This window comes from Glycomyces sp. NPDC047010 (genome assembly GCF_040644205.1).
GTDB lineage: Bacteria > Actinomycetota > Actinomycetes > Mycobacteriales > Micromonosporaceae > Glycomyces.
On record NZ_JBEYVY010000007.1, the window covers coordinates 155,804 to 168,611 of the forward strand.

Below are 12,808 nucleotides of genomic sequence, written 5' to 3' on the forward strand. Positions count from 1 at the left end.
GGCCTCCTCCGAGAACGGGAGACAGCATGTCCGAAGCCACGCTCCAAGGCCGCATCGCCGCGCCCCTCACCGAGGACGCCGCCTTCGAGTACATCGCCGCAGCAGGGTTCCGCCCCAACGGCCCCGGACGGGTCGGCGCAGAGGTGGAGTGGCACCTCACCAGCACCGCCGACCGGCGCCGCCGCATCGACGACGAGACCGTCAAGGCGCTCCTGGGCGTGCGGGACGCCCTGCCGCGATGTACGCGCCTCAGCTTCGAGCCCGGCGGCGCCCTCGAACTGAGCACCCGGCCCGCATCCGTGCGCGAGTGCTTCGACGACCTCGAAGCCGACCGCGCCCGCGTCACCGCGGCCCTCGCCGACGAAGGGCTCGAACTCCTCGGCCTGGGCCTCGACCCGGTCCGCCTGCCCCGCAGGGTGGTCCGGTCCGCCCGCTACCAGGCCATGGAGGAGCTGTTCGACCAGGACGGGCGCGCCGGGCGCTGGATGATGGCGAACACCGCGTCCGTGCAGGTCTGCGTCGACACCGGGGCCGAAGCCGACCTCGCCGCCCGCTGGGCCCTCGCCCACCGCCTCGGCCCGGTCCTGGTCGCCGCGTTCGCGAACTCCCCGCTGCGCCGCGGCGAACCGAGCCTGTGGCGCTCCACCCGCCAGCACGTGTGGACCGCGATCGACCCGACCCGCTCGCGCCCCGTCCCCGCCGGGGACCCGCGCGAGTCCTGGGCCCGGTACGCCCTCGACGCCCGCGTCATGGCCGTGCGCGGCCCCGGCCGCTGGACCGTCCCCCGCGGCCTCACCTTCCGCGACTGGCTCCGCGACCCCGGCCTGCGCCCGCCCACCCGCGACGACCTCGACTTCCACCTCACGACCCTGTTCCCGCCGGTGCGCCCCCGCGGCCGCTACCTCGAACTGCGCATGATCGACGCCCAGCCCGGCCCCGACTGGATCGTCCCGGTCGCCGTCGCCGCGGCCCTCCTCGACGACCCGGCCGCCAACGCCGCCGCCACCGAGGCCCTCGAACCCCTCTGGCACACCGCGACCCCCGCCGACCTCTACCTCCGCGCCGCCACCGCCGCCCTCCACGACCCCGCCCTCGCCAAAGCCGCCCGCACCTGCTTCACCGCCGCCCTCGCCGCCCAACCCGACCCGGCCGTCGCCGCCGCCGTCCACGCCTTCACCGACACCTACATCGCCCAAGCCCGAACCCGAGCCGACGACCTGGTGCCCGGAACGCGGTGATTCGTACACTGTGGCGCGTGCCTCACCGAAGGGGCGCAGGTCAACCGGGGGACCGAGCCTTCACATTGCGGCCGCTACTATTGGGGCGACCTCCTCCCCGCCGCCTCGACTTGGACGCCGCATGCCTGCATCGCCCTCTCCCTTCAACCGCCGGACGCTGCTGCTGGGAGGAGCCCTGGGCCTCGCGGGAGTCGGCGCGGGCGTCGGCATCGCCGCCTACGTCTCCGGCCGCGGCGGCGACGCGCGCATCACCGGCGAGGAGGGCCCCCTGAACCCGCTCGACTTCGACCAGCTGCGCCTGCGGGCCGCCGAACTGTTCGTCGGCGGTGAGATCCACCCCGACGACCCCGAGTACGCCCCGGCGATCAGCCGCATCAGCTCCGAGTCGGCGGTCCTGTGGGACTCCATGGACCGCAGCGAGGGCCGCACCGCCGCCTGGCCCGACCTCGCGCCCGTCTCCTCGGCCTCGAACTTCAACAACTCCTACCGGCAGCTCTACCGCCTCGCCACCGCCTGGGCCACCCCCGGCACCGAGCAGTACGGCAGCGACGAGATCGCCGACGCGATCGTCGACGCCCTCGCCCTGCTCTACGACGGCGGCTACAACGAGGACGCCGAAGAGGTCGACAACTGGTACTGGTGGGAGATCGGCACGCCCTCGGCGCTCCTGAAGACCTGCGTCATCCTCTACGACCGCATCCCCGCCGACCGCCTCGCGAACTACCTCGCCGCCGTCGGGCGCTGGTGCCCCGACGCCGACATGCGCGTGGTCAACCCCAACATCCACGAGACCGGCGCCAACCGCGCCGACAAGGCCGTCATCGTCGCCCTCCACGGCATCCTCGCCCGCGACGAGGACAAGCTCCGCCGCGCCCGCGACGACCTCTCCGGAAAAGTGGACGACGGCCGCCACTCCCTGTTCCAGTACGTCACCGAAGGCGACGGGTTCTACCGCGACGGCTCGCTCATCCAGCACGACGACGTCCCCTACGCCGCCGCCTACGGCACCACCCTCCTGTCCTCCACCAGCATGGCCGTGTCGCTCCTCGCCGGGTCCGCGGGCGAGATCGTCGACGAGGACGTGCCGGTCCTCTACGACGCCGTCGAGGCGAGCTTCGCCCCGTTCATGGAGGACGGCCTGCTCATGGACTGCGTGTACGGGCGCGGCGTCTCCCGCCCCCTGCAACGCGACTTCCACAACGGCACCGGGTTCGTCACCGCCGCGACCCTCCTCGCCGTCGGCGCCCCCGCCGACTACCGCGACCGCTGGAACGCCCTCGTCAAAGGCTGGGTCCAGCGCTCGCAGGAGACCCTCCCGTTCGCCGCCGAGGCCGGCATCCCCGGGATCAGCCGCGTCAAGGAGATCCTCGCCGACACCGCCGTCGAGCCCGCCCCGCGCGCCTCCGACACGCATGTGTTCGCCGACATGGACCGCGCCGTCGCCCGCCGCGAAGGCTGGTCCTGGGCCCTGTCCATGTCCTCGAACCGCGTGGCCGCCTACGAGATGGGCAACTGGGAGAACCTCCGCGGCTGGTACCTCGGCGACGGCATGACCTACCTGTACCTGCCCGGCGACCCCGTCCACTACAGCGACGAGTTCTGGCCCACCGCGAACCCCTACCGCCTCCCCGGCACCACCGTGGACACCCGCGAGCGCGAGGTCACCGCCGACGAGGAAGGCATGGTCAAGCACCTGCCCGAGAACGCCGTCGCGGGCGGCGCCCGCCTGGACGACCGGTACGCGGCCGCCGCCATGGACCTCGTCGCCGACGGCTCCACCCTGCGCGCCAAGAAGTCCTGGTTCGTCATGGACGACGCCGTCGTGGCCCTCGGCGCGGGCATCACCGCCTCGGACGGCCGCACGATCGAGACCACCGTGGAGCACCGCAACCTCGGCGAGGACGGCGACGCGCTCCTGTCGGTCAACGGCGACGACCAGCCCGGCGACCCCGGCTGGTCCGCGGACCTCTCCGGCGCCCGCTGGATCCACCTCGACGGCGTCGGCGGCTACGTCTTCCCCCAGGGCGCCACCGGACTCCGCGGCGAGCGTGAGACCCGCGAAGGCGCCTGGAACGACATCGAGCAGGGCCCCACCACCGGCGGCGGCGACACCACGGTCCACGCCCGCCGCTACGCCACCCTCTGGTTCGACCACGGCGCCTCGCCCGCCGGCGCGACCTACGCGTACATCCTGCTGCCCGCCGCCGACGCGCCCGCCACCGCGACCCTCGCCGGGGGCGAGCGCTTCAGCGTCCTCGCCAACACCGCCGCCGTCCAGGCCGTCGAGGACACCAAGGCCGGCGTCATCGCGGCCCGCTTCTGGGAGGCCGGGGACGCGGGCGGCCTCGCCTGCGACGCACCGGTATCGGTCCTGGTCCGCCGCAGCGACGACACCGCCGTGGTCGCCGTCGCCGACCCCGGCCGCACCACCGGCACCGTCGTCATCGAACTGCCCTTCGCCGCCGGCGAGGTCGCCGACGGCGACGGCTTCGACCTCGAACCCGGCGACCGGACCCGCCTCACCGTCGACCTCACCGACACCGGCGGCCAGACCCTGACCGCCGAACTCCGCTACTGAGCGCCGCTACTGTTCGCCGCGCCTGAGCCAGGCGCCGACCTCGGGGCGGTACAGGAGCCACAGGGCTACTGCCGCGGCGGCGATGAAGACGATCTGGAGGGCCGTCTCGCCGGTGCCGAACCAGGACGGGAAGTGGTCGCGGAGGTACTCGACGACCTCGGAGTCGGCGTCGTTGGCGACCGCGGTCGCGAAGACCCAGCCGAGGTTCAGGAGGCCGGGGACCGCCCAGAGGGCGACCGCGATCGGGGCGCTGACGGCAGCGAGCGTGCGCGCGCCCTGGCGGCCGCGGCCGGTGCCGACCGCCGCCGCGAGCAGCAGCGCGAAGAACACCACGGCCGCCGCGACGGCGCCCCAGTACGGCAGGTACCAGCCCATGGGGCTGAACTGCTCGCACGGGGACGAGTCGTCGGGCCAGTTCCCGGTCGGCGAGGCGTTGAAGACCGCGTCGCAGGCGTCGAACTGCGCGTCCTGGAACGCACCGTAGAGGACCACCCGCGCCGCGGCCGCGGCCGCGAGGGCCGCCGTCGCGACCCACAGGACCGCGGTCCCGGCCGTCAGCGCACCGGGTTTCACGTCCGCATCGCTCATGTCGATCTCCTTTCGGGGGGGTCCACCGCCCACTGTAGGAGCACGGAGCGCGCCCGGGGGAGTACGGCGCGCGAGCTGGCACGAACCGGGGGCTCACGGCCTGCTGCGCCCTCTGCCGACCTACGGCCGACTGCGCCCTCTGCCGGCCTACGGCCTGAAGCGGTACCCCATGCCCGGCTCCGTCAGGAGGTGGACCGGGCGGGCCGGGTCCGCTTCGAGTTTGCGGCGGAGTTGGGCCATGTACTGGCGCAGGTAGTTGGTCTCGCGGTCGTAGTTGGGGCCCCAGACGCGGTGGAGGAGCTCGCGCTGGCTCACCAGCTTCCCGGGGTTGCGCAGGAGCACTTCGAGGAGCTGCCACTCGGTGGGCGTCAGGCGCACCTCGTCGCCGTCCTTGCGGACCTCCCGGGCCGCCAGGTCCACCGTGACCGGGCCGATCGCCGTCACCGGGGACTCGGCGCCCGGGCCCGACCGGCGCGTCGCCGCGCGCACGCGCGCGAGCAGCTCGCCGATGTCGAACGGCTTCGTCACGTAGTCGTCGGCGCCCGCGTCCAGCGCGGCGATCTTCTCGGCGCTCGCCGCCCGCCCCGACAGGACCAGGATCGGGGCCTTCGACCAGCCGCGCAGGCCCTCGATGACCTCCGCGCCGTCCATGTCCGGCAGGCCCAGGTCGAGCACCACCAGATCGGGGACGACCGCCGCGGCCGCGCGCAGCGCCTGCGCGCCGTCGGCCGCGGTCGTCACCTCGTACCCGTGCGCCGACAGGTTGATCCGCAGCGCCCGCGCGATCTGCGGCTCGTCGTCGACTACCAGGACCTTGATCACTCAGCACCCTCTCCGTCGGACGCCGCGATCCGCAGCGCCAGCACCATCGTCAGCCCGCCGCCCGGAGTCGCCTCCGGCCCCAGCGTCCCGCCCATCGCCTCGGCCAGGCCGCGCGAGAGCGCCAGCCCCAGCCCGACGCCGGTCGTGTTGTCGCGGTCCCCGAGCCGCTGGAACGGCCGGAACATCGTCTCCCGGTCCTCGTCCGGCACGCCCGGGCCGCGGTCGACCACCCGCAGCTCCACCGTCCCGCCGTGGATGCCCGCGGTCAGCCGCGGCGGCTCCCCCTCCGGGCTGTACCGCAGCGCGTTCGCGATGACGTTCACCAGGATCCGCTGGAGCAGCCCCGGGTCGGCCATCACCTCCGGCAGGTCCGCGGGCACGTCGAGCCGCACGTCCGCCGCGGCCTCGCCGATCTCGTCGAGCGCCCACGGCACCGCCTCGTCCAGGGCGATCGGCACCGGGTCGGCGCCGAGCACGCCCGCCTGGAGGCGGCTCATGTCGAGCAGGTTGTCGACCAGGCCCGTCAGCCGCGACAGCGACTGCTCCGCGGAGTCGAGCAGCTCCTCGCGCTCCCCGGGCGTGAACAGCTCCCCAGTGGACTTCAGGCTCGACACGGCGACCCGCGCCGAGGCGAGCGGCGTGCGCAGGTCGTGCGAGACGGCCGCCAGGAGCGCCGTCCGCAGCTTGTCCGCGTCGGTCAGCCGCTCCACCGCCTCCGCTTGGCGCTCAAGGCGTTCACGCTCCAGAGCGGCGGCGGCGTGCATCGCGAACGCCTGCGCGATCCGCCGGTCGGCCGCCTCCAGGGTGTGCCCGCGCAGCGCCAGCGCCAGGTCGTCGCGGATCGGCAGGTCGTTCTCGGCGGCGCCGGGGCTGCCGCACGCGGTGCCCGCGTGGGCGACGACCCGCCACGCCTTCGCGTCGTGCCGCTCGTCCGGGCCCGCGCCGGGCGCGGTGCGCTCCAGCAGGGTGACCGACGTGAGCGTGAACGTCTCGCGCAGCTGCTCCAGCAGGTCGTCCAGGCCCGAGCCGCCGCGCAGCACGTTCCCGGCGAGGGTCGCGAGGGTCTGCGCCTCGGCGCTGGCGCGCGCGGCGAGGCGCGCCCGGGCGGCGGAGAGGTTCACGACCGCGGCGCCGCCGAGGGCGAGGGCCACGAACACGACGAGGGCGACCAGCTGCTCCTGGTCGTGGATCTTGAACTGGTAGTAGGGGGTCGCGAAGAAGTAGTTGAGGAGGAAGAACCCGATGAGCGCGCCCAGCAGCGCCGGCCACATGCCGCCGGTGAGGGTCAGGGCCATGACGGCGGTGAGGACGATGAGGATCATCGTGGTCAGCGACAGGTCCTCGTGCAGCGGGATGAGGATCGTGACCAGGGCCGGGATGCCGAGGAACGCGAGGGCGATCCCGAAGCGGCGCCGCGCGGTGTCCACGATGCCGGGGCTGGACCGGGCCCGCTTGACGGACCTGACGCGCTCGTGGCTGACCAGGTGGACGTCGATCTTCCCCGACCGGGCGGTGGTGGTGACGCCGACGCCGCGCGAGAGCGCCTGCGCGAACCGGCCGCGCCGCGAGGCCCCGAGTACGAGCTGGGTGGCGTTGGCGCCTTGCGCGAACTCCAGGAGCGCGTCGGGGATCGAGTCACCCACGACCTGGTGGTACGTCCCGCCGAGGTCCTCCACGAGGGTCCGCTGCCGGGCGAGGTTGCGGGCCGAGCGGGCGCTGGTGAGCCCGTCGCCGGACGCCACGTACACCGCTTTCAGGTCGGCGTTGCCGGATCTGGCGGCGATCCTTGCGGCCCGGCGGATGAGGGTGTCGCCCTCGTCGCCGCCCGACAGCGCGACGACGACGCGTTCGCGCGACTCCCACACGGCGGTGATGTGCTGGTCCTCGCGGTATTTTTCGAGCTGGTCCTCGACCTTGTCCGCCAGCCACAGCAGCGCGATCTCCCGCAGGGCGGTGAGGTTGCCGACCCGGAAGTAGTTCGACAGGGCCGCGTCCACTTTCTCCGGCGGGTACACGTTCCCGTGGACCATGCGCCGCCGCAGCGCCTCCGGGGTGATGTCGGCCAGCTCCACCTGGTCGGCGCGGCGCACGACCTCGTCGGGGACGGTCTCGCGCTGGGGCACCCCGGTGATCTGGGCGACCACGTCGTTGAGCGATTCGAGGTGCTGCACGTTCACCGTGGAGATGACGTCGATGCCCGCGTCGAGCAGCTCGTCGATGTCCTGCCAGCGCTTCTCGTTGCGCGAGCCGGGCACGTTGGTGTGGGCGAGCTCGTCGACGAGGGCGACGGCGGGGGAGCGGCGCAGGACGGCGTCGGTGTCGAACTCCTCGAACGCGGAGCCGCGGTACTCGACGGCGCGGCGGGGCACGACCTCCAGGTCCCCGATGAGGTCGGCGGTCGCGGTGCGGCCGTGGGTCTCGACGAAGCCGATGACGACGTCGGTCCCGCGGTCGGCGCGGCGGCGGGCCTCTTCGAGCGCGGCGTAGGTCTTGCCGACGCCGGGGGCCGCGCCCAGGTAGATCCGGAGTTGTCCTCGTGGCACCTGCTAATCATTCCCGCGTTTTGCCACAGCGGCCGTCAAGAACGCGTCAAAGGTGTCAACGGGCGCTCAGGCGCCGCCGAGGAACTCCGCGATGACGGGGGTGGCGGCGCCCTTGGCGACGGCGTCGGGGCCGAGGAGCCCGGGGGCGATGCGGGCGGTCGCGAAGGGCTGCTTGAGGGCGTATTCGCCGGTGGCGGCGGTGATGTCGGCGAGGCGGCGGGCGGCGAGGAGGTGCCCGGCCCAGCCGCCGATGACGACGAGCTCGGGGTTGAACAGGTTGAGGAGGTCGGCGAGTCCGGCGCCGAGGTACCGGACGGTCTCGTCGATCACGCCGGCCGCGGCGGGGTCGTCGAGGAGCCGCTCCAGTGCGGCCTCCTCGCCGCCGGCGAGGTCGACGGCGCCGGTGGCGGCGAGGAACCGGTCGAGGACGCCTTCGGCGCCGACGTACGCCTCCAGGCAGCCGCGGGAGCCGCACCGGCAGCGGCGCCCGTCCACGCGCATCGTGGTGTGGCCCCACTCCCCGGCGCTGGACCCGGCGCCGCGGTAGAGGGCGCCGTCGGCGACGACGCACGAGCCGACGCCGGAGCCGATGAGCGCGATGATCGCGTTCGACGCGCCCTTCCCGGCGCCGAACCAGAGTTCGGCCTGGCCCATGGTCATCGCGCCGTTCTCGACGTGGACCGGGAGCGGGCCGAGGCGCTCGGCGAGGAGGCGCCCCAAGGGGACGGCGTCCCATCCGAACGCCTGGGCGTGGACGATCCCGTCGGGGCCGTACTCGACGATGCCGGGCATGCCGACGCCGACGCCGAGCACGGGGACGCCCCCGGCGGCGGCGAGGACCTCCTCCACGCCGGCGGCGATCCGGTCGATCACGGTGGCCGGGTCGTGGCGGCCCGCCTCCAGCTCGTACTTGGCGGCGGCCCGGGGGGCGAGCTTGAGGTCCAGGAGCTCGACCTGCACGTGGGTCTCGCCGACGTCGACGCCCACGACGAGCGCGTGCCCGGGGTCCACTTCGAGCAGGATGTGGGGCCTGCCGCCGTCGGAGTCGACCTTCCCTGCCTCGCGCACGATCCCCTCAGCGATGAGCCCGGTCGTCACGTTGGAGACGGTGGCGGTGCTCAGGTCGGTGGCGGGGGCGAGGTCCCGGCGGGTGAGCGGCCCCTCGAAGTACAGCGTCCGCAGCAGGAGCATCCGGTTGCCGAGCTTGAGGTCGCGGGTCGTCATCCGCTTGGGGCGTTCCATCTGTCCACCAGTCCGTGTCGTTACCTGTCCGGGACCATGCCGTTATTGCGGGGAGATTGACGGCACGAGTCATCCTACTTAATCTAAGTCTTAACAGTAAGTCGTAGACCTACTGTTCCAGCCTACATCCGGGTCCCGGCCCGGCGTTGCAAGGACCGTTTCATCATCCCCTCCCGGCCGCCGGCTCCCCCCGCGGCCGCAGCAAGGAGCACCCGTGAGCACACCTCCCCACCGCCGGCGCGGCGCGGCGGCCGCCAAGGCCGCCGCCCTCGGCGGCACCGCACTCCTCCTCGCCTCCGCCTGCCTCGACGGCGGCGGCTCCAGCGCCTCCGACAAGGTCGAGATCCGCTGGTTCGTCGGCATGGGCGCGGGCTCGGACGCCCCGACCATCCCCGCCCAGGAGGCCATCGTCGAGGAGTTCAACGCCTCCCAGGACGACATCGAACTCGTCCTGGAGATCGTCGACGCCGACCAGGCCCCCAACATCCTCTCCACCCAGATCGCCACCGGCGACGCCCCCGACATCGTCGGCCCCATGGGCATCCGCGGCCGCTCCACCTTCCCCGGCGCCTGGCTCGACCTCACCCCGCACATCGAGGAGGCCGACTACGACCTCACCGACTTCGACCCCGCCCTCGTCGACTTCTACCGCATCGAGGAAGAGGGCCAGATCGGCCTGCCCTTCGCCGTCTTCCCGTCCTTCCTCTACATCAACCTCGACCTGTTCGACGAGGCCGGACTGCCCTACCCGCCCCAGGAGTACGGCGCCCCCTACATCGACGCCGACGGCGCCGAGCACGTCTGGGACATCGCCACGATGACCGAGCTCGCCAAGCAGCTCACCGTCGACGCCGACGGCAACGACGCCACCAGCCCCGACTTCGACCCCGCGAACATCGTCCAGTTCGGCTTCGGCAACATCTTCGCCGACATCCGCGCCCAGTCCACGCTCTTCGGCGCCGGGTCCCTCGTGGACGCCGACGGCAACGCCCAGATCCCGCCGAACTGGGCCGAGGCCCAGCAGTGGTACTACGACGGCATGTGGACCGACCACTTCATCCCCAACGGCCCCTACGGCGACTCCGACATGCTCAACGCCGGGTCCTGGTTCGAGTCCGGCAACCTCGCCATGGGCAACACCCACCTGTGGTACGCGACCTGCTGCATGGCCGGGTTCGAGGGCACCTGGGACACCGCCGCCGTCCCCTCCTACGACGGCACCGCCACCGCGAAGCTCCACGCCGACACGTTCTCGATCACCAAGAACACCGAGCACCCCGACGAGGCGTTCGACGTCCTCACCTACCTCATCGGCGACGCCGCCGAGGAGCTCACCCAGACCTACGGCGGCATGCCCGCCCGCATCAGCCTCCAGGACGGCTACTTCGAGCGCGTCGGCGCCGCCAACTTCGAGGGCCAGGACATCAACTGGGACACCGCCGTCGAGGGCATGAGCTACGTCGACAACCCCTCCCACGAGGGCGGCATGCCCAACTTCCTCGAATCCGAGGCGGTCCTCGCCGAGTACGCCACCAAGTTCAACCAGGAGGACGGCCTCGACATCCCCACCGAGCTCGCCGCACTCCAAGCCGACCTGCAAGCGGTCTTCGACGCCGCCGAATAGCCGCGCCCCGGGCCCGGACCAGACCCCCGGGCCCCCTCCCCGCCGGGCGGGCGGCACCCGCCCGCCCGGCGCCCCCTTACTCCGCCTTCCGAAAGGCCCACCCATGTCCGGTCTCACCGACGCGGCCCCCACCGCGCGGCGGCGGCGCGGCGCCCGCCCCAAACGGCCCGCCGGGCCGATGCAGCGCCGCGAAGCACGCTGGGGCTACTTCTTCATCAGCCCCTGGATCATCGGCTTCCTGCTGTTCTCGGCCGTCCCCATCGGCGCCTCGCTCGTCTTCTCCACCCTCGACTTCCAGCTCACCGACCCCGGCGCCACCAGCTTCGCCGGGACCTCCAACTGGGAACGCGCCCTCGCCGACCCCGACACCTGGACCTCCCTCGCCGCCACGTTCCGCTTCACGGTCCTGTTCCTGCCCCTGAGCATGGTCGTGGCCCTCGGCCTGGCGCTCCTGCTCAACTCCAAGCACCTGCGGGCCACCGCGTTCTTCCGGCTGCTGTTCTACGCGCCCTCGATGATCCCGCTCGTCGCCGGCGTCCTCATCTGGCAGCAGGTCCTCAACCCCCAGACCGGCTGGGTCAACCGGCTCATCGGCCTCACCGGCGTCCACGCCACCGGCACCGACGGCATCCGCTGGTTCGACAACCCGGTCCTGGTCCTCTTCGCGTTCAGCTTCATCGGCCTGTGGGGCATCGGCAAGTCCATGGTCGTCAACCTCGCCGGACTCCAGGGCATCCCCACCGAGCTGTACGAGGCCGCCGAGATCGACGGGGCCGGATGGTGGCGGCGCCTGCGCAGCGTCACCCTCCCGCTGCTGTCGCCGATCATCTTCTTCAACCTCGTCATCGACTCGGTCGCGATCCTCCAGTACTTCGTCGTCCCGTGGGTCCTCTTCGGCGCCACCGGCCGCCCCGACGGCGCCAGCCGCTTCCTGCTCGTGAACTTCTACCAGCAGGCGTTCGTCTTCGGCGACATGGGCTACGGCGCTGCCCTCGCCTGGATCATCTTCATCGTCGTCGCCGTCCTCACGGGCGTGCTCTTCGGCACCTCCCGCTACTGGGTCCACTACGGAACGGAGCGCTCGTGACCACCGAGGCCAAGCAGCCCACCGAGAACGCCCTGCTCCGCAGGCGCCGCGGCACCCTCCTGACGCTCTGCACCACCCTCGGCGCGCTCCTGCTCGCCGCGGTGTTCCTCATGCCCCTCGGATACGGCATCGCCACGTCCCTCAAGGACAAGGACGGCGTCTCCGACCCCAACACCGGGGTCCTCCCCGTCTCCGCGCTCACCTTCGAGTACGAAGGCGAGGAGCACGACGTCTACGCCGTGCCCATGCCCGACGGCACCACCCGCGACCTCGCCCTCATCGAGCCCGGCCGCGAGTCGAGCACCTTCGTCGACCCCGAGGACCCCGGCGCGGGCCCGATCGAATGGGAGGGCCGCTGGCGCACCCTCGACGCCGTCACCGGCCTCGACCCCCAGTGGGGCAACTACGCCGAGGCGTGGAGCACCATCTCGTTCCTGCGCCTGACCGGCTGGACCCTCATGTACGCCGTGGTCACCATGCTCCTCACCGTGGCCTCCTCCGCCTGGGTCGCCTACGGCTTCGCCCGGTTCCGCTTCCCCGGCCGCGGCCTCCTCTTCGGCCTCCTCATGGCCACGATCCTCCTGCCCCCGGCGGTCACCCTCGTCCCCAAGTACGCGGTGTTCCTTCAGATGGGCTGGGTCGGCACCTACCTGCCGCTCATCGTCCCGCAGCTGTTCGCCAACGCCTTCAACGTGTTCCTGCTGCGCCAGTACTTCCTGACGATCCCCAGGGAGCTCGAAGAGGCCGCCCGCATCGACGGCGCCGGACCGATCCGCACGTTCCTGCGCGTCATCGTCCCGCAGTCGATCCCCGCGCTCACGGCCGTGAGCCTCTTCCACTTCTTCTACGCCTGGAACGACTTCTTCGAGCCGCTGCTCTACCTCGCCGGGAACCGCGACATCGTCCCCATCGGCGTGGGCCTGAGCTACTTCAGCGGCGTCTACAACTCCGAGCCCCACCTCATCCTCGCCGCCTCGCTCCTGGCGCTGGCCCTGCCCGTCGCGATCTTCCTCGCGGCGCAGAAGGTCTTCGTCCAGGGGATCGTCGTCACCGGCGTCGACAAATGACGCGCACCCGACCACCAAG

Annotated in this window: 9 protein-coding genes; 5 read left to right on the forward strand and 4 right to left on the reverse strand. The window is 72.5% G+C overall.

Going from position 1 to position 12,808, the window contains the following annotated elements; genetic code table 11:
• Positions 1-26 precede the first annotated feature (26 nt).
• Positions 27-1,238: an ergothioneine biosynthesis glutamate--cysteine ligase EgtA gene (egtA, locus tag AB0A65_RS15950; RefSeq protein WP_359951889.1), complete on the forward strand. Its 1,212-nt coding sequence runs from the start codon at positions 27-29 to the stop codon at positions 1,236-1,238.
• A 121-nt stretch (positions 1,239-1,359) separates the two neighbouring features.
• A complete protein-coding gene (locus tag AB0A65_RS15955) occupies positions 1,360-3,816 on the forward strand; it encodes a polysaccharide lyase 8 family protein (RefSeq protein ID WP_359951891.1) in 2,457 nt (818 codons plus the stop codon).
• A 6-nt stretch (positions 3,817-3,822) separates the two neighbouring features.
• On the opposite strand, the gene AB0A65_RS15960 is transcribed toward AB0A65_RS15955, so the two are convergent.
• The 4 genes from AB0A65_RS15960 to AB0A65_RS15975 form a co-directional block, all read right to left on the reverse strand.
• Positions 3,823-4,404 (reverse strand): hypothetical protein, encoded by a 582-nt coding sequence (locus tag AB0A65_RS15960; RefSeq protein WP_359951893.1) that lies wholly within the window; start codon positions 4,402-4,404, stop codon positions 3,823-3,825.
• A 147-nt stretch (positions 4,405-4,551) separates the two neighbouring features.
• Positions 4,552-5,226, reverse strand: a complete 675-nt coding sequence (locus AB0A65_RS15965) for a response regulator (protein WP_359951895.1) — start codon at positions 5,224-5,226, stop codon at positions 4,552-4,554.
• Positions 5,223-7,769: an ATP-binding protein gene (locus tag AB0A65_RS15970; RefSeq protein ID WP_359951897.1), complete on the reverse strand. Its 2,547-nt coding sequence runs from the start codon at positions 7,767-7,769 to the stop codon at positions 5,223-5,225. The genes AB0A65_RS15965 and AB0A65_RS15970 overlap by 4 nt, the downstream gene beginning before the upstream one ends.
• A gap of 66 nt (positions 7,770-7,835) precedes the next feature.
• Positions 7,836-9,011 carry an ROK family transcriptional regulator gene (locus AB0A65_RS15975; RefSeq protein ID WP_359951899.1) on the reverse strand — a complete coding sequence of 392 codons (1,176 nt, stop codon included), beginning with the start codon at positions 9,009-9,011 and terminating at the stop codon, positions 7,836-7,838.
• A 214-nt stretch (positions 9,012-9,225) separates the two neighbouring features.
• Here AB0A65_RS15975 and AB0A65_RS15980 point away from each other — a divergent pair, with 214 nt between their 5' ends.
• The 3 genes from AB0A65_RS15980 (at position 9,226) to AB0A65_RS15990 (ending at position 12,789) form a co-directional block, all read left to right on the forward strand.
• A complete protein-coding gene (locus AB0A65_RS15980; RefSeq protein ID WP_359951901.1) occupies positions 9,226-10,635 on the forward strand; it encodes an extracellular solute-binding protein in 1,410 nt (469 codons plus the stop codon).
• Positions 10,636-10,738: 103 nt separating this feature from the next.
• On the forward strand, positions 10,739-11,722 hold the full coding sequence (locus AB0A65_RS15985; protein WP_359951903.1) for a sugar ABC transporter permease: 984 nt from the start codon (positions 10,739-10,741) through the stop codon (positions 11,720-11,722).
• The gene (locus tag AB0A65_RS15990) at positions 11,719-12,789 is read left to right on the forward strand and encodes a carbohydrate ABC transporter permease (RefSeq protein ID WP_359951905.1); all 1,071 of its coding nucleotides are present in this window, start codon (positions 11,719-11,721) and stop codon (positions 12,787-12,789) included. Before AB0A65_RS15985 ends, AB0A65_RS15990 begins: the two co-directional genes overlap by 4 nt.
• The last annotated feature ends 19 nt before the right edge of the window (positions 12,790-12,808 follow it).